16 protein-coding genes and 2 pseudogenes are annotated in these 16,396 nt (G+C 58.7%); 15 read left to right on the top strand and 3 right to left on the bottom strand.

What is annotated here, in order from left to right:
- Nucleotides 1-18 precede the first annotated feature (18 nt).
- Together ABX298_RS10475 and ABX298_RS10470 are read left to right on the top strand one after the other, a co-directional pair.
- Nucleotides 19-351: a four-helix bundle copper-binding protein gene (locus tag ABX298_RS10475; RefSeq protein ID WP_031312161.1), complete on the top strand. Its 333-nt coding sequence runs from the start codon at nt 19-21 to the stop codon at nt 349-351.
- A 657-nt stretch (nt 352-1,008) separates the two neighbouring features.
- The gene (locus tag ABX298_RS10470; RefSeq protein WP_172439589.1) at nt 1,009-1,692 is read left to right on the top strand and encodes a hypothetical protein; all 684 of its coding nucleotides are present in this window, start codon (nt 1,009-1,011) and stop codon (nt 1,690-1,692) included.
- Nucleotides 1,693-1,858: 166 nt separating this feature from the next.
- On the opposite strand, the gene ABX298_RS10465 is transcribed toward ABX298_RS10470, so the two are convergent.
- Nucleotides 1,859-2,401, bottom strand: a complete 543-nt coding sequence (locus ABX298_RS10465) for an arsinothricin resistance N-acetyltransferase ArsN1 family B (RefSeq protein WP_023048562.1) — start codon at nt 2,399-2,401, stop codon at nt 1,859-1,861.
- A pseudogene (locus ABX298_RS10460) lies at nt 2,394-2,774 on the bottom strand (pyridine nucleotide-disulfide oxidoreductase); the annotation flags it as partial. The pseudogene ABX298_RS10460 and the gene ABX298_RS10465, both read right to left, overlap by 8 nt.
- A 63-nt stretch (nt 2,775-2,837) precedes the next feature.
- On the opposite strand from ABX298_RS10460, the gene ABX298_RS10455 reads away from it, so the two are divergent.
- The 4 genes from ABX298_RS10455 to ABX298_RS10440 all read left to right on the top strand — a co-directional run bounded on the left by ABX298_RS10455 (nt 2,838) and on the right by ABX298_RS10440 (nt 6,652).
- Complete coding sequence (locus tag ABX298_RS10455) at nt 2,838-3,602, top strand: IS6-like element IS6100 family transposase (protein WP_001389365.1); 765 nt, start codon at nt 2,838-2,840, stop codon at nt 3,600-3,602.
- 153 nt (nt 3,603-3,755) lie between these two features.
- Complete coding sequence (locus ABX298_RS10450; protein ID WP_031668850.1) at nt 3,756-4,244, top strand: uridine kinase; 489 nt, start codon at nt 3,756-3,758, stop codon at nt 4,242-4,244.
- Between the two features lie 319 nt (nt 4,245-4,563).
- A complete protein-coding gene (locus ABX298_RS10445; RefSeq protein ID WP_003830786.1) occupies nt 4,564-6,075 on the top strand; it encodes an MFS transporter in 1,512 nt (503 codons plus the stop codon).
- 10 nt (nt 6,076-6,085) lie between these two features.
- On the top strand, nt 6,086-6,652 hold the full coding sequence (locus ABX298_RS10440) for a TetR/AcrR family transcriptional regulator (protein ID WP_003830785.1): 567 nt from the start codon (nt 6,086-6,088) through the stop codon (nt 6,650-6,652).
- 19 nt (nt 6,653-6,671) lie between these two features.
- Here the strand turns inward: ABX298_RS10440 and ABX298_RS10435 are convergent, their stop codons facing one another.
- The gene (locus ABX298_RS10435) at nt 6,672-7,382 is read right to left on the bottom strand and encodes a DUF6118 family protein (protein WP_023082842.1); all 711 of its coding nucleotides are present in this window, start codon (nt 7,380-7,382) and stop codon (nt 6,672-6,674) included.
- On the opposite strand from ABX298_RS10435, the pseudogene ABX298_RS10430 reads away from it, so the two are divergent.
- The 9 genes and pseudogenes from ABX298_RS10430 to istB all read left to right on the top strand — a co-directional run.
- Nucleotides 7,347-7,910: pseudogene (locus ABX298_RS10430) on the top strand (dihydropteroate synthase); the annotation flags it as partial. The gene ABX298_RS10435 and the pseudogene ABX298_RS10430 overlap by 36 nt on opposite strands.
- A 127-nt stretch (nt 7,911-8,037) precedes the next feature.
- A complete protein-coding gene (locus ABX298_RS10425; RefSeq protein ID WP_000376623.1) occupies nt 8,038-8,538 on the top strand; it encodes a GNAT family N-acetyltransferase in 501 nt (166 codons plus the stop codon).
- 506 nt (nt 8,539-9,044) lie between these two features.
- The gene (locus ABX298_RS10420) at nt 9,045-9,809 is read left to right on the top strand and encodes an IS6-like element IS6100 family transposase (protein WP_001389365.1); all 765 of its coding nucleotides are present in this window, start codon (nt 9,045-9,047) and stop codon (nt 9,807-9,809) included.
- Nucleotides 9,810-10,365: 556 nt separating this feature from the next.
- The gene (locus ABX298_RS10415) at nt 10,366-11,853 is read left to right on the top strand and encodes a SulP family inorganic anion transporter (RefSeq protein ID WP_003090759.1); all 1,488 of its coding nucleotides are present in this window, start codon (nt 10,366-10,368) and stop codon (nt 11,851-11,853) included.
- Nucleotides 11,854-11,867: 14 nt separating this feature from the next.
- Entirely contained in the window at nt 11,868-12,719 is an 852-nt protein-coding gene (locus ABX298_RS10410) for a universal stress protein (RefSeq protein ID WP_003090760.1), read from the top strand.
- On the top strand, nt 12,719-13,078 hold the full coding sequence (locus ABX298_RS10405; protein ID WP_003090764.1) for a TraR/DksA family transcriptional regulator: 360 nt from the start codon (nt 12,719-12,721) through the stop codon (nt 13,076-13,078). Before ABX298_RS10410 ends, ABX298_RS10405 begins: the two co-directional genes overlap by 1 nt.
- Nucleotides 13,079-13,123: 45 nt before the next feature.
- Complete coding sequence (locus ABX298_RS10400; RefSeq protein WP_010794530.1) at nt 13,124-14,086, top strand: SdiA-regulated domain-containing protein; 963 nt, start codon at nt 13,124-13,126, stop codon at nt 14,084-14,086.
- A 109-nt stretch (nt 14,087-14,195) separates the two neighbouring features.
- A complete protein-coding gene (locus ABX298_RS10395; RefSeq protein ID WP_367394374.1) occupies nt 14,196-14,978 on the top strand; it encodes a hypothetical protein in 783 nt (260 codons plus the stop codon).
- Nucleotides 14,972-15,706: an IS21-like element helper ATPase IstB gene (gene istB, locus ABX298_RS10390; RefSeq protein ID WP_042920210.1), complete on the top strand. Its 735-nt coding sequence runs from the start codon at nt 14,972-14,974 to the stop codon at nt 15,704-15,706. Before ABX298_RS10395 ends, istB begins: the two co-directional genes overlap by 7 nt.
- Nucleotides 15,707-16,396 lie beyond the last annotated feature (690 nt).

The raw sequence follows: 16,396 nt of genomic DNA, 5'->3' as shown, positions 1-16,396 counted from the left end.
CGACCCGATACCGGAGATATGACCATGAACAGTCGCTTTGAAGAATGCATCTCGGAATGCCTGCGCTGTGCGCTGGCCTGTGAAGGCTGTGCGTCAGCCTGCCTACAAGAACAAGATGTAAAAATGATGGCTGACTGCATCAAGCTGGACAGAGATTGCGCAGATATGTGCAACCTTGCGGCTACCTTGATGGCACGAGAAAGCATGCTGGCCAAAGAGCTTTGTGCCCTATGCGCCAAAATTTGCCGGGCCTGCGGGGAGGAGTGCGGTAAGCATAAGGCAGACCACTGTCAGCAATGCGCCCAGGCCTGCATGACCTGCGCAGAATCCTGCGAAGCAATGGCTGCGTAAGCGAATTTCGCCAAACCTCCGCCTGCTTTCCATGCGCCTGATTAAGGATTTGGGTACGTCGATAATCGTCGTGCTTAGGGAGGCGGGTAGACCGCTGATGGGCATGCGCCCTGGCAGAGCCTAGCTTGGGAAGCTAGCAAACCAAAGGCGCTGCGACCCGATAGCAAAGAAGCCCGCCTCAGCGGCGGGCTATCAGATGTCTCCAAGGGGAGGCTGTAGGCCAACAAGTCTCGGAGCAAGCACTTGTAGGATACGCCTGTTGGCTCACGCCCACCAGCCCGCTTCGGCGGAAGCGAATGGTCCTACGTTCTGACGGCCGGCATTGGGAGCGGCTTGGTGAAGGCCACGTCGATTTGTAGGGCAATCCACCAAGACAAAGCCGGCTGATTATCCCCAAGCGGTATACCCTCAGGAAGAGTCAAAGGCAAAGCTAGGGGTGAATCTAGCGGGTACCCACATTTGAGGGCAAAATCACCAGCTTCGCCTACAGTGCATTGGGTTGAGGGGAAAGGTGTGGGAGCAGAGCTAGATCGGGTAAAGGATCGCAAAAGGAGCAGAGCGTTAATCGAAGACCTCTACCTGGACGCGAACCGAGTTTACGTAATTCACTACTCCTGCGAATCGTTTTATGAAAATGATACGGGGGAGTCGAAACGTGTGACATCCATCGCCACACGGAACCTAAAAACCGGCCAAACCAAATCGTGGTCCATCCATAAAGAAGCAGAGCTCAGCAAACAGCTCTCCAGCATGCAAGCAGAGCTCAATAAATTCGAAAAGTCGATGCTGAAAGGTTTTTTCCAATGGCTTGATAAGCACAAGGATTGTCGGTTCCTGCATTGGAACATGCGAGACGAAAATTTCGGGTTCTTTGCGCTTGAGCATCGCTTTCGGGTGCTCGGGGGCAAACCCGTAGAGCTGCCGGATGACAAGAAGGTTGACCTTGCGCGTGAGCTGGTTGCGTTATATGGAAGAAACTATGCCCCGCATGCCGATAGTAGGGGAAGGAAAGGCAGGATCATGGCATTGGCTGAACTCAATAATGCCAGCGACCAAGACGCACTGCCCGGCGCTGATGAGGCTGCCGCCTTTGTGAACGCTGAGTACATAAAAATGCATCAATCGACCCTAAGGAAGCTCGATATGTTTGCGAACTTCTTCGAGCGTACACATGAAAAGTCCTTGAAGACAAAATCCAAATGGTACGAGCGGAACGGGGTGCATCCTGTTGTGTTAATTGAAATCGTCAAAGACCACCCGATCTACACGACAGTTATCGTACTGAGCGGCCTTGCCATTGCCGCTGTCAATTTCAGCCGTTTCTTGGCCCTTTTCAACTAGCCCCCTGTAGTGCAAGCACCATTTCACCAATCTTTGGGCATCATTATTAGGTTTGGAGGTGTCTACAAAACTGGGACGATTCAGGTTTACTCACATGTGTTGGAGGATTAGTGCTGTCGCAGCCAGCAACGGCGCGGGCTGGGACGCTCTAGCGTGGCATTCGGGTTTAGGATACGAAGCTCATTGGAGCCTCGGGTCGAAGGCCGTCGTCACCGAACTCAAACCGCCAATACCCCACATCATGCCAAGCATCGAGCTTGAATCCGACCTGCGGAAACGTACCGATGTGCTGAAAACCGAGTCGTTCGTGCAGCCCGACACTGCCTTCATTCGGCAAGGCGATACCGGCATACGCCGAGCGATATCCCAGACGCTTCAGAACCGGCAGCAGCACGTCATAGAGCTGCCGAGCAATTCCGCTGCGGCGCTGCCCCTCGGCGACATACACCGTCACATCCACCGCCCACCGGTACGCCGCACGCGCCCGGTGCTGACTGGCGTAGGCATAGCCGACTACCCGTCCTTCTCGCACAGCCACCAGATACGGATAGGTTTGCAGCGTCGTGGAGATACGCTCACACATTTGCTCCACGCTCGGCACTGCCTCTTCGAATGAGATGGCCGTGTTGAGTACGATGGGCGCGTAGATGATCTGGATCTCTTCTGCATCCTCTGGTCTGGCGACACGAATTTCGATTCCGCTATGCATCCGACTGCTCCAAGCTGTTCAGGTGTTCGACTACTTCGTTAACTGTGCTGCGCGCGGTACGGGTGACGCCAATCAACGTCGCCGAGGCCAAGCCGGTCCAGTCGCCATATCCGACCAGACAGAGGCGCGGCTCGCGAATAGAACGCCCCCCATCAACCTCGACCCTTCCGTAGTCATCCAGCACGTCCAGTGCCTTAAGGTGATCCAGTGCCGGCCGGAATCCAGTACACCAGACCACCACATCGACCTGGGTTTTCTCACCGTTGGGCCAGACGACCCCATCCGACGTAAATGAGGTGAAAGGCCTTACAGCACGAAGGGCCCCGCGCTCGCGAGCCCGGACTACTGAGGGCACCATGACGATATCACCAAGCCGGCTCTGTTGCAAAAATCGTGAAGCTTGAGCATGCTTGGCGGAGATTGGACGGACGGAACGATGACGGATTTCAAGTGGCGCCATTTCCAGGGTGATGTGATCCTGTGGGCGGTGCGCTGGTATTGTCGCTATCCGATCAGCTATCGCGACCTTGAGGAAATGCTGGCGGAACGCGGCATTTCGGTCGACCATACGACGATCTATCGCTGGGTCCAGTGCTACGCCCCGGAGATGGAGAAGCGGCTGCGCTGGTTCTGGCGGCGTGGCTTTGATCCGAGCTGGCGCCTGGATGAAACCTACGTCAAGGTGCGGGGCAAGTGGACCTACCTGTACCGGGCAGTCGACAAGCGGGGCGACACGATCGATTTCTACCTGTCGCCGACCCGCAGCGCCAAGGCAGCGAAGCGGTTCCTGGGCAAGGCCCTGCGAGGCCTGAAGCACTGGGAAAAGCCTGCCACGCTCAATACCGACAAAGCGCCGAGCTATGGTGCAGCGATCACCGAATTGAAGCGCGAAGGAAAGCTGGACCGGGAGACGGCCCACCGGCAGGTGAAGTATCTCAATAACGTGATCGAGGCCGATCACGGAAAGCTCAAGATACTGATCAAGCCGGTGCGCGGTTTCAAATCGATCCCCACGGCCTATGCCACGATCAAGGGATTCGAAGTCATGCGAGCCCTGCGCAAAGGACAGGCTCGCCCCTGGTGCCTGCAGCCCGGCATCAGGGGCGAGGTGCGCCTTGTGGAGAGAGCTTTTGGCATTGGGCCCTCGGCGCTGACGGAGGCCATGGGCATGCTCAACCACCATTTCGCAGCAGCCGCCTGATCGGCGCAGAGCGACAGCCTACCTCTGACTGCCGCCAATCTTTGCAACAGAGCCCTTGAGAGAATAGAAGCCCTCCGCGCCGAACTCGCACGTCCTGTTGTCGTGGCGCTTGACGGGGGAAGCGGCTCCGGTAAGTCAACGATTGCGGCAAGGTTGGCGAAGCTGACCGACATAGCCTTGGTTACGCTCGATGATTTCTATCAAACGCAGGTTCCCGAATCCGAGTGGCCTCACAAAACCGTGGCGGAGCGGTTGAATCGCGTTTTTGAGTGGGACCGCGTTCGCGAGGCAATAGAGCCTCTACGCAAGGGGGAACCTGCACAGTGGCGAGCTTTCGACTTCATGCAGGGACTAGGCCCGGATGGCACTTACAGCCTCAAGAACGAATTTACCGAAGTCGCGCCAGCGCCCACGATTCTGCTCGAAGGAGCTTATTCCGCATCTCCGTTCCTTCGGGATTTGATCGACCTCGCCGTGATCGTGGATGTGCCGACCAAAGTGCGGCATGAACGGACTGCTGCGCGCGAACAGGGCGCGGAGGGCTTTTTAGCCGCGTGGCACGCTGTTTGGGACGATGTTGAAAGCTACTATTTCGAGCGCGTCTGCCCGCCAAGGTCTTTTGATCTGGTGATCCAGAATTAAATTCCTTCGCGCCCCTTATGTCGCGCAAATCCTGAAACCTGCACCACGTCCGCAGCGGCGCGGAATCCGGGCCGCGACGTGTCGCGAAAGTCAGTCGCACAAGTTTGACTTTCGCACCTGATTTTTGCGACAGATTTTTCCCTGCAAAATCAGCGCCGGCGATTTTGTCGCAAAAATCAGGAATTTCGCGACAAATTGATCGCGCCCCGGAATGCGAAGCCCCGCTGTCGGCCATTGTCTGAAGTTCCTCACGGGCAGGCGCTTGATACTTTACTAACTTGTCTGTAAAGTTTGGCTACTCTCACTGAATGGTGCTATCTTGCCTGCCGCCCACTCGAACCGCTGGGTTCTTCTGGTGACCGTCGCCGCCGGTCTCCTGCTTATCGTTCTGGACAATTCGGTCCTCTACACGGCCCTGCCTACCCTGACGCGCGAGCTTGGCGCGACGGCAACGCAAGGGTTGTGGATCATCAACGCATACCCCCTCGTCATGGCCGGCCTGCTGCTCGGCACCGGGACGCTGGGTGACAGGATCGGTCACCGGCGCATGTTCCTCATCGGCCTCGTGCTGTTCGGTGTCGCGTCGATTGTGGCGGCCTATTCGCCTACAGCGGAAATCCTGATCGGGGCGCGGGCCTTTCTGGCGGTCGGCGCGGCGGCGATGATGCCCGCGACACTCGCCCTCATCCGCGTCACCTTCGAGGATGACCGGGAACGCAACATCGCCATTGCGATCTGGGGGTCGTTGTCGGTCGTCGGCGCTGCGCTCGGACCGATCATCGGCGGTTTTCTGCTCGGCCATTTCTGGTGGGGGTCGGTGTTCCTCATCAATGTGCCGGTAGTGGTCGCTGCCTTCATTTCGGCGCTGATCGTTGCGCCGAAGGTGGCCGGCGATGCGACCAAGCCTTGGGACGTGGTGTCGTCGTTTCAGGCATTGGTGGCGCTGTCGGCTTTTGTGATCGCGATCAAGGAATCTGCCCATGCCGGGCAGTCGTGGGCCGTCCCCGCTATTTCGCTGCTGGTTGCCATCCTCGCCGGAGCGCTGTTCGTCCGCCGGCAACTGCGCCTGCCGTTCCCGCTGCTCGACTTCTCGATCTTCCGCAATGCCGCGTTCACATCGGGCGTTCTAGCGGCCGCGTTCTCCCTGTTCGCCATCGGCGGTGTTGAGCTTGCTACGACGCAACGCTTCCAGCTCGTTGCGGGCTTCACGCCGCTGGAAGCCGGGATGCTGGTTTCGGCGGCGGCGCTCGGATCATTGCCGACTGCGCTGCTCGGTGGTGCATTCCTGCATCGTATTGGCCTACGTATCCTTATAGCTGGCGGGCTTGCGGCGGGATCGCTGGCGGTCCTGCTTGCGACATGGGGCATCACTCATGGCCTTGGCTGGCTGATCGCCGGTCTGGCGCTGACCGGTGCCGGCGTAGGTGCAACAATGTCGGTGGCATCAACGGCTATTGTGGGCAATGTGCCTGTGCATCGCGCCGGCATGGCGTCGTCGGTCGAGGAAGTGTCCTACGAGTTTGGCAGTCTGTTCGCTGTCACAATTCTCGGAAGTCTTTTGGCCTACCTCTATACGGTCAACGTCGTGTTCCCCGCCGGAACCTCGGAAGCGGCCCGCGACAGCATGGCGTCGGCGCTGGTCTTTGCCAACGAGGCGGGGGCCGATGGTGTTGTCGTGCGTCAAGCGGCAGGAATCGCATTCGACCACGCCTATACGGTCGTCATGTACGTGGCGGCGGGTGTTCTGGCCGTGGGTGCCCTGATCACCGGCATCCTGTTGCGGCGCTACGGTCCCGGCTCGCAATCGTCAGCCTATCCCACACAACACTAAGGAAGCCGACATGGCGAGAGCCAGCAAGCGCCTCGAAGTGCTTGAAGCCATTGTGAGCATCATCGAGCGTGACGGCCTCACCGCCGTCACCCTCGACGCCGTAGCGCTCGAAACCGGCATGACACGCGCCGGCCTTCTGTATCATTTCCCGTCGCGCGAAGCCCTGATCCTCGCCACCCATGAGCATCTGACTCGCTCATGGGAACAGGAGCTGGAAGCGAGCGCCGGCAACACCTCGGACAGGGCGACAGACGCCGAACGACACGCCGCCTACATCAACACCTGCGCAAGAGCTGCCCGGCGGGTCGAACTGCTGCTCATACTGGAAAGCTCCGACAATCGGCAGCTTGGCGATCTGTGGCAACAGGTCATCGACCGCTGGGCACCTCCTGCGCCGATTGGAAACGACGCTGCCGAGTTGGACAGGTTCATTTCGCGCCTTGCCGCCGATGGGCTGTGGATTCACGAGGCGCTGTCGTCGCGCCCGCTCCCCGAGCAACTGCGCAAGCGTATCGCGGCGCGCCTCGTCGCGATGGCCGCCGGACCTGTTGAGGCGGAAGAAAACCTCCCGAAATAACTGGTGTCCCCCCACAACCCTACTGCGCCGGTGCTGCCGGCGCTTTCACGGTGATGGTGCATTGCTGATCTGAACCGGCCGTGCGCGCGGCCTCGGCGCATTGCCCGATCGCCTCGGCATTGTCGCGCACGAGCTGCGAGGAATCGGCCACGCCGCGCCAGCTTCGGGGATCGGCCACCCGCATCATGGTGACGCCGGCGTTCCATCGGTCCTGACCTATGACGGTCGCCGCAACATGGGTGTCGGCCGAGAAGGGCAGGAAACGCGGCAACAGCAAAATCAGGAATATGCCGACGAACAGCCCGACAAGGCCGGCCATCCATATGCGGAAATCCTGACTTTTCCGGTCGTAGGCGCTTTTCGTATGAGCGGCGAGGTTCCGGCCGGCGCGCTCGAGGTCGGACGCCTGCCGCTCGAGCTGCTGCGCGGCGGTGCGTATCAGGGCCTCGCCGCTGCGCTCGAGGAGCGCCGCATAGTGTGTCGCACCCTGCCGGAGAATAGGCGATTGCTCTACGCCGTGCAGCCGCTCCGCAACATTGTCGAGCGCCTGCACGAGCTGGGCGAGCTGGGGCTTGTAGTCCTGCGCCGGCTCGATCTTTTCGAGCTGGTCGAAAGCCGCTTCCAGCCCGCGCCGCATCACGGTCATTTCCGCGCCGATCTGCGCGCCCTGCGTCTCGATCGTGCGCCGGAGCGCGTCGAACGCGGCGTGGGCTACCTGAACGATATCCAAGGATTTCCTGACCCTGCGCTCTATCCCGATATTGCTGAGGCGGACTGCAGGCTGGTGGTTATGCACTCAGCGCAGCGGGATGGCATCGCCACCCGCACCGGTCACCTTCGACCCGAAGACGCGCTCGACGAGATTGTGCGGTTCTTCGAGGCGCGGGTTTCCGCCTTGCGACGGAGCGGGGTCGCTGCCGACCGGCTCATCCTCGATCCGGGGATGGGATTTTTCTTGAGCCCCGCACCGGAAACATCGCTGCACGTGCTGTCGAACCTTCAAAAGCTGAAGTCGGCGTTGGGGCTTCCGCTATTGGTCTCGGTGTCGCGGAAATCCTTCTTGGGCGCCACCGTTGGCCTTCCTGTAAAGGATCTGGGTCCAGCGAGCCTTGCGGCGGAACTTCACGCGATCGGCAATGGCGCTGACTACGTCCGCACCCACGCGCCTGGAGATCTGCGAAGCGCAATCACCTTCTCGGAAACCCTCGCGAAATTTCGCAGTCGCGACGCCAGAGACCGAGGGTTAGATCATGCCTAGCATTCACCTTCCGGCCGCCCGCTAGCGGACCCTGGTCAGGTTCCGCGAAGGTGGGCGCAGACATGCTGGGCTCGTCAGGATCAAACTGCACTATGAGGCGGCGGTTCATACCGCGCCAGGGGAGCGAATGGACAGCGAGGAGCCTCCGAACGTTCGGGTCGCCTGCTCGGGTGATATCGACGAGGTTGTGCGGCTGATGCACGACGCTGCGGCGTGGATGTCCGCCAAGGGAACGCCCGCCTGGGACGTCGCGCGGATCGACCGGACATTCGCGGAGACCTTCGTCCTGAGATCCGAGCTCCTAGTCGCGAGTTGCAGCGACGGCATCGTCGGCTGTTGCACCTTGTCGGCCGAGGATCCCGAGTTCTGGCCCGACGCCCTCAAGGGGGAGGCCGCATATCTGCACAAGCTCGCGGTGCGACGGACACATGCGGGCCGGGGTGTCAGCTCCGCGCTGATCGAGGCTTGCCGCCATGCCGCGCGAACGCAGGGGTGCGCCAAGCTGCGGCTCGACTGCCACCCGAACCTGCGTGGCCTATACGAGCGGCTCGGATTCACCCACGTCGACACTTTCAATCCCGGCTGGGATCCAACCTTCATCGCAGAACGCCTAGAACTCGAAATCTAACGTCCGTTCGGGCATCGAGGTCCATGTCGGGGTGGGACGGGCCCGTGGCTTCAAGATCACTTGCAGTCCGACCGCGATGTCTTGGTTGCGCGAGAGGTTGTCGATATCCTCCACTTCCATCATCAACCCTGGATAATGCCGCCGCCGTCATCGCCGCCGACGCCCGTGCCGGGCTTTTCGGGCCTGTCAGGCTTGCTCGGCCTTCAGCCTGCCTGGGCGAGATCTCCGGCGGACGGATTAACGGCGGAGCTTCGCCGCCTTTCGTGCGTGTGAAGGCCGAAGATAGTTCTCTCAAAAACATCCGTTTATGAGAGATACCAAATGTCATTTTCAGAAGACGACTGCACCAGTTGATTGGGCGTAATGGCTGTTGTGCAGCCAGCTCCTGACAGTTCAATATCAGAAGTGATCTGCACCAATCTCGACTATGCTCAATACTCGTGTGGGCTCTGTTGCAAAAATCGTGAAGCTTGAGCATGCTTGGCGGAGATTGGACGGACGGAACGATGACGGATTTCAAGTGGCGCCATTTCCAGGGTGATGTGATCCTGTGGGCGGTGCGCTGGTATTGTCGCTATCCGATCAGCTATCGCGACCTTGAGGAAATGCTGGCGGAACGCGGCATTTCGGTCGACCATACGACGATCTATCGCTGGGTCCAGTGCTACGCCCCGGAGATGGAGAAGCGGCTGCGCTGGTTCTGGCGGCGTGGCTTTGATCCGAGCTGGCGCCTGGATGAAACCTACGTCAAGGTGCGGGGCAAGTGGACCTACCTGTACCGGGCAGTCGACAAGCGGGGCGACACGATCGATTTCTACCTGTCGCCGACCCGCAGCGCCAAGGCAGCGAAGCGGTTCCTGGGCAAGGCCCTGCGAGGCCTGAAGCACTGGGAAAAGCCTGCCACGCTCAATACCGACAAAGCGCCGAGCTATGGTGCAGCGATCACCGAATTGAAGCGCGAAGGAAAGCTGGACCGGGAGACGGCCCACCGGCAGGTGAAGTATCTCAATAACGTGATCGAGGCCGATCACGGAAAGCTCAAGATACTGATCAAGCCGGTGCGCGGTTTCAAATCGATCCCCACGGCCTATGCCACGATCAAGGGATTCGAAGTCATGCGAGCCCTGCGCAAAGGACAGGCTCGCCCCTGGTGCCTGCAGCCCGGCATCAGGGGCGAGGTGCGCCTTGTGGAGAGAGCTTTTGGCATTGGGCCCTCGGCGCTGACGGAGGCCATGGGCATGCTCAACCACCATTTCGCAGCAGCCGCCTGATCGGCGCAGAGCGACAGCCTACCTCTGACTGCCGCCAATCTTTGCAACAGAGCCTCCGTCGCCATGCTCACCTCGCTTTGGTGCACACGAGTATTGAGCATAGTCGAGATTGGTGCAGATCACTTCTGATATTGAACTGTCAGGAGCTGGCTGCACAACAGCCATTACGCCCAATCAACTGGTGCAGTCGTCTTCTGAAAATGACACAGTTAGGGTATAGCTCAGGCTGACATCCAAACAGGACGCCCTAGTCCGGGGGTGACTCGCAGAAATTGCCCTCTTCCTGTAGACTGTTGCGGCCATTGAGTTACTAAAGACACTCGATAAGACCTCATGCTTACCCTGCAAAACATGATCTGGCTGCCTACGCCGCCATAGCGCTTCGCCCCCCCGCATCATCTGTGACTGCTTGCTCTGCCAGCGGTCGCTTTCTGCTGTGCTTTAGGTTTTAACACCCGCCACAGCTCCTCTACATCCGACATTTGACCTCGTATCGACCAGCTGCACTTGGCCTGCGCCATGCTGTGCTGCGCGATCCATTGCCTTGGGAATTCTGATGCTCCACTCGTTAAAACAAACCTGGTTATCCAACATCCGTGGCGACATCCTCGCCGGTCTTGTGGTCGCACTGGCCCTAATCCCTGAAGCCATCGCCTTCTCGATCATTGCTGGCGTTGACCCTAAGGTCGGCCTTTACGCCTCTTTCTGTATCGCTGTGGTGATCGCCTTTGTCGGTGGCCGCCCAGGCATGATTTCGGCCGCAACGGGTGCCATGGCACTGCTGATGGTGACTCTGGTCAAGAACCATGGTCTTGAATATCTGCTGGCCGCCACGCTGCTATGTGGCGTGCTACAAATTGCTGCTGGCTACCTGAAGCTCGGATCGCTGATGCGCTTCGTCTCGCGCTCGGTGGTGACCGGTTTTGTCAATGCACTGGCGATCCTGATTTTCATGGCTCAGCTGCCCGAGCTGACTAATGTCACCTGGCACGTCTACGCCATGACAGCCGCAGGCCTCGGCATCATCTATCTGTTCCCCTATGTCCCCAAGATCGGCAAGCTCATCCCATCGCCGCTGGTGTGCATCATCGTGCTGACCGCCGTCGCCATGTCGGTTGGTCTGGATATCCGCACGGTCGGTGATATGGGTGAACTGCCGGATACGCTACCGATCTTCCTCTGGCCTGATGTGCCGCTGACATTCGAGACGCTGGCCATCATCTTTCCTTATTCGGCAGCACTGGCTGTGGTCGGTCTGTTGGAGTCGATGATGACCGCGACCATTGTCGACGACCTGACCGACACCCCGAGTGACAAGAACCGCGAGTGCAAGGGCCAGGGCGTGGCCAACATTGCTTCGGGTCTGATCGGCGGTATGGCTGGCTGCGCGATGATTGGTCAGTCGATCATTAACGTGAAATCCGGCGGTCGTTCTCGCCTGTCGTCTCTTGCCGCAGGCGTATTTCTGCTGCTGATGGTGGTTTTCCTCGGCGACTGGCTGAAGCAGATCCCAATGGCTGCGCTGGTGGCAGTGATGATCATGGTGTCCATCGGCACCTTCAGTTGGGATTCGCTGCGCAACCTGAAGAAGCATCCGTTGTCGACCAACATTGTCATGGTCGTCACCGTGGTGGTCGTGGTGGCCACCCACAACCTGGCCTTCGGCGTGTTAGCCGGCGTGCTACTGGCTGCGATGTTCTTCGCCAACAAGGTTGGCCATTACATGGCGATCAGTTCTTCGCTGGACGAAGCCGGCGAGCATCGTAGCTATAACGTCACCGGTCAGGTGTTCTTCAGCTCGGCTGACAAGTTCGTCGCAGCCTTCGACTTCAAGGAAGCCCTGAACAAGGTAACCATCGACCTGAATCGTGCACACTTCTGGGATATCACCGCTGTTGCAGCCCTGGACAAGGTAGTCATTAAGTTCCGCCGTGAAGGTACTGAAGTCGAAGTGCTGGGCTTAAACGAGGCCAGCGCCACTATCGTGGATCGCTTTGGTGTTCACGATAAACCTGACGCCATTGATCAACTCATGGGCCACTGAGAAGGAGAACAACAATGACCCACGTAATTGCCTGTATCGACGGTTCCACCTCGGCTCCAGCTGTTTGCGACTACGCGGCCTGGGCCAGTCTGAGCCTGGAAGCGCCGCTGACCTTCCTGCATGTGCTGGATCAGCGCCAGTATCCGGTTGCAGCAGATTTGAGTGGCAACATTGGCCTTGGCAGCCGCGAGCACCTGCTTGATGAGCTTGCTTCCCTGGATGAACAGCGCGGCAAGTTGGCCCTTGAACAAGGGCGAATCATGCTTGCAGCCGCGAAAGAACGGGCCGTGAATGATGGTGTGCGCGCACCGGAGTCCAAGCAGCGACATGGCGATTTACTGGAGAGCTTGCAAGAGCTGCAAAGTGAAACGCGCTTGCTGGTTATCGGTCGCCAGGGCGAGTCTAGTGGCGGTCTGAGTCAGCATGTCGGAAGCCAGCTGGAAAGCGTTATTCGTATCATGCACCGGCCAATCCTGGTCACCCCGGCCAACTTCCAAAAGCCCAAGAGCGCGATGCTGGCATTCGATGGCGGCGCTACAACCCGCAAGGGTGTGGAGATGCTGGCAGCCAGCCCGCTGCTGAAGGGGCTGCCGATCCATCTGGTCATGGTTGGGCCCGTGAACGACGAAGCGTCCGCGCAGCTGGACTGGGCGCAGAAAGTGCTGATCAACGCCGGATTTACCGTTCGCGCTGAGACTCGGAGCGGTGAAATAGAACGTACCCTGCACGCCTATCAGAAAGAGCATGGCATCGATCTGCTAGTGATGGGGGCTTATGGACACTCACGTATCCGGCAGTTCCTGGTCGGCAGCACCACTACCAGCATGCTCCGTACCACCACCAGTCCGCTGTTACTGCTGCGCTAATGAGCCTGGACGACGCCCTCGATCTTGCCCATTTCAAGACCCTACTGGAACAGCGGGCTGCCGAGCTGGATCGATTGCTGGGAGACGCTGAGTCTCGCTCGCAATCGGTAGAGCTGGATCAAAGCAAGGTGGGGCGTCTATCGAGAATGGACGCACTCCAGCAACAAGCGATGAACGATGCGATCCGCAGTCGTGCACGGCATGAACGTGTCCGTCTCCAACTGGCCCTCAAGCGCTGGCACGAGGGCGACTATGGCTGGTGTAACCAATGCGGCGAGTTGATCGCCTCGGGCCGTCTGGAGTTCGATCCGGCCACGCCGTTGTGTATCACCTGTGCCAGCCGCGCCGAGTCGGGTTGAAACCATCACGGCTCGTGGCGTCAGTCTGATTTAACGAGGCTTCTAATGTATTTGATGGCTAAAAACTGGCTGGGCCGAACACGGAAAGTAAGTGTTTGGATGTGGGCGCTTGTATGCCTTGTGTTGCTCACCGTATTCCAAGTACGTACTCATCACCTTGATGATCGTCTGTACTTTTGGATCAAGACCCACTGGCACACAGACGATTGGCAGGAGCGCTCTGTGTGGCTGCCTGGCTATCGGGTTGAGCTGGATGCTAAGGCGGTTCCCGGTGTGGACAACAACCTTTCGGGCCTGACCTTCGATCCTGACCTAAATCTGCTGTGGGCGGTTACCAATGGCCCGAACGAGCTGCTGGCCCTCAGTCGTGACGGTGACGTGGAGCGACGTTACAGCCTGGATGGCTTCCACGACGTGGAAGCGGTGTCCTATGCCGGCAACGGTCAACTGGTCATTGCCGAAGAGCGGCGGCAGAGCCTGGTTATCGTGGATATCCCCATCGACGAATACGGTAAGCTTTCTCCTGATCGACCATTGAGCCTAGACCAGTATTCAGCGCTAACCTTGGCGCTTGGCAAGGAGGACAACAAAGGCCTTGAAGGGCTCGCCTACGACCTAAAAGGTGATCGTTTGTTTGTGACCAAGGAGCGTGACCCCCGGCAATTACTGGAAGTGAGCGGCCTTCGTGCCAGCCTGGAAGGAGGCGTTTCCCTGCACGTCCGCGACATGTCCAACCTAGTAAAAGACAAGGTGTTTGCCACTGACTTGTCTTCGGTTGTATTCGATCAACAGAGCGGCCATCTGATCCTGCTCAGCGACGAGTCGAAACTGCTGATTGAAATGACCGACGAGGGCAAGGTGGTGAGTTTCCGCTCCTTGGCGAGGGGGTTTGCTGGTTTGCTGAAAGGTATACCCCAAGCCGAAGGCGTAACCATCGACGATGAAGGGTATTTGTACGTGGTCAGCGAGCCGAACTTGTTCTATCGCTTTACCCGCGAGACAGATTGACCAGTCAACAAGCTACAGTCAGGCGTGGCCGGGACGCTTGAACTGTTAGCGTACGATTTTTTCCGAATTCTGCGGGCTCCCCAAAGACAAGGGCAAGGTGGAGGCCGGAGTGAAACTGATTCAGCGCTGGCTGCTGGCAGCCCTGCGTCACCGTCGATTCTTCAGCTTGGCAGAACTAAATCAGGCCATATTGGAATTGCTACCGGCATTCAATCAGCGCCCATTCAAGCGACAGCCTGGTTGCAGTCGGCACAGCCTGTTCGTCGAGGTGGAACAGCCTGCTCTCCAGCCACTGCCGATCCACGCCTATGAGCATGCCGATTGGCGCTTCAAGGTGCGGGTGCGCAGTGATTACCTAGTGGAGTACGACAACCATCACTATTCCGTACCGAGCCGATTGGTGCAGCAGCAAGTGGATGTGCGCGCTACGGGCGAGGTCGTGGAGGTCTTTCACAACCATCTGCGTGTCAGTAGTCATCCCCGGCAGTATGTCTCTGGGATCAGCATGCAGCCGGAGCACAGGCCGCCCAACCACCAGTATTACGCTGAGAGTGAGCCCGCCGCATTGCTCGCTTGGGGCGAAAGGGTCGGGCCTGCGCTGCTACGTCACTTGCAGTATCACCTGACCGAACGTACCGATGTGGCCAACGGGTACAAGGCCGCCAGCGCTTTGCGTAAAGAGGCTCGTTTACATGGCGATGCCCGACTGGAGGAGGCCTGTGCCTATGCGCTGACCATTAATACCTTCGCCCTGAAAAGCCTGCAATCCATCTTGCGCGAGCAGCCCGACAAGCGTCCTGGTCTGAAAGCTCTGCCCAGCTCAACACCCGCTCACGAGAACCTGCGTGGTGCCCACTACTTTGCTGATGAAAAGGATCGCTCGACATGCTGAATCAGCAGACCCAAAGCAAGCTCCAGCAACTGCAATTGTCCGGCATGGCCAAGGCCTACCGCGATCAGCTTGAGCAGCCGCGCATGCAGGAACTTCCCTTCGATGATCGCTTCGGCCTGATGGTGGATCGTGAACTCAGCGAGCGCGAGAACCGCAAACTGTCTCGACTACTGAAGCAGGCGAAACTGCGTTATGCCGCGCACCTTGAGGATCTGGATTACCGCAGCAGTCGCGGTCTGGATAAGCAAGTGATCGCCGGTCTGGCGGGATGCTCCTGGATCGCTCAGCAACAGAACCTGCTGCTGACCGGAGCCACCGGCACAGGTAAGAGTTGGCTCGCCTGCGCATTTGGCAGCCAGGCCTGCCGACAGGGCTATTCTGTGATCTATAAAAACGCATCGAAACTCTATGAAGAGCTGCAAATCGCCATTGGTGATGGCTCTCTACCCAAGTACCGAGCAGCCTTGAGCAAAGCTCACCTGCTTATCCTCGATGACTTCGGGTTGGCACCGGTGGAGCCCACGGTGGGATATACCTTGCTGGATATTGTCGATCAGCGGATGCAGGCCGGATCGCTGATCATCACTAGCCAATTCCCTACTGAGCACTGGCACAGCATGTTCAACGACGCCACGCTGGCCGAGGCCATCCTAGATCGTATCGTCCACCGGTCACACCGAATAGGACTCAAGGGCGAGTCACTGCGTAAACAAGCAGCCAAGACGTAATCATCGATAACGAAGGGGCGATGGCCCCTTCGTCATTTAATTGCGGTGACCTGTCGTGAGGGGGAGCAGATTTAGCGCTTGGGTGGAGGGTCAGCATCGTCAGCGTAGTGGGTCACAACCACTGGAGTGGCTGGGTCAGAATCACCAGCGCGAGTGGCTCAGGATCTTCGGAATAAAGTGTCAGAATCACTAGCCCCTACACTTGAGCGAATAGCGGAAGCTGACGGAGCCCAGAGCCTTCATCTGCTGACCACAACAGCACCCGACTTCTTCGAGGCTCGGGGATATGAGCACAGAGACCGATCTCAAGCCCCAAAGGCAATTTCCAGTTCGGAGGAGTTCAAGAGCCTTTGTCCGACCTCTGCGGTCTATATGGTGAAGGATCTGGCGACATGAACTCGGTGTCACCTCAGGGAACTCGCCTCCACGAATTTCACTGAGTCCTGCGGCGCCCTGAAGATGGCGAGCCCTGGGCCCGGCATGATTGAGCGACTTCATGAGTGAGGATACAGGCGTATCCTTGGACGGTTTTAAACCTGCCTGGTAGCGGAAAACAGTCAGTCTGGTTGGCGCGTCTGCGCTCGGAAAAGCAGCAACCCCTCCAAGATGTATCTCAGAGAAATCCATGCCCAACCCAACGATTTGTAGGGGGCTCCCAGCCAGGAGCGCTCGCACCGGTTACCACGCCCC

It is taken from the genome of Pseudomonas sp. X4 (genome assembly GCF_040784925.1).
Taxonomy (GTDB): domain Bacteria; phylum Pseudomonadota; class Gammaproteobacteria; order Pseudomonadales; family Pseudomonadaceae; genus Aquipseudomonas; species Aquipseudomonas putida_Z.
Note: the sequence above shows the minus strand (reverse complement) of the source record. Positions and strands in the feature narration are given on the sequence as shown.

What these genes read in the sequence shown, in the direction of transcription:
- ABX298_RS10475 (WP_031312161.1), top strand. Translation starts at nt 19, where the DNA reads ATGACCATGAACAGTCGCTTTGAAGAATGCATCTCGGAATGCCTGCGC.
- ABX298_RS10465 (WP_023048562.1), bottom strand. Translation starts at nt 2,401, where the DNA reads ATGCATAGCGGAATCGAAATTCGTGTCGCCAGACCAGAGGATGCAGAA.
- ABX298_RS10455 (WP_001389365.1), top strand. Translation starts at nt 2,838, where the DNA reads ATGACGGATTTCAAGTGGCGCCATTTCCAGGGTGATGTGATCCTGTGG.
- ABX298_RS10440 (WP_003830785.1), top strand. Translation starts at nt 6,086, where the DNA reads ATGGCGAGAGCCAGCAAGCGCCTCGAAGTGCTTGAAGCCATTGTGAGC.
- ABX298_RS10425 (WP_000376623.1), top strand. Translation starts at nt 8,038, where the DNA reads ATGGACAGCGAGGAGCCTCCGAACGTTCGGGTCGCCTGCTCGGGTGAT.
- ABX298_RS10420 (WP_001389365.1), top strand. Translation starts at nt 9,045, where the DNA reads ATGACGGATTTCAAGTGGCGCCATTTCCAGGGTGATGTGATCCTGTGG.
- ABX298_RS10415 (WP_003090759.1), top strand. Translation starts at nt 10,366, where the DNA reads ATGCTCCACTCGTTAAAACAAACCTGGTTATCCAACATCCGTGGCGAC.
- ABX298_RS10410 (WP_003090760.1), top strand. Translation starts at nt 11,868, where the DNA reads ATGACCCACGTAATTGCCTGTATCGACGGTTCCACCTCGGCTCCAGCT.
- ABX298_RS10405 (WP_003090764.1), top strand. Translation starts at nt 12,719, where the DNA reads ATGAGCCTGGACGACGCCCTCGATCTTGCCCATTTCAAGACCCTACTG.
- ABX298_RS10400 (WP_010794530.1), top strand. Translation starts at nt 13,124, where the DNA reads ATGTATTTGATGGCTAAAAACTGGCTGGGCCGAACACGGAAAGTAAGT.
- istB (WP_042920210.1), top strand. Translation starts at nt 14,972, where the DNA reads ATGCTGAATCAGCAGACCCAAAGCAAGCTCCAGCAACTGCAATTGTCC.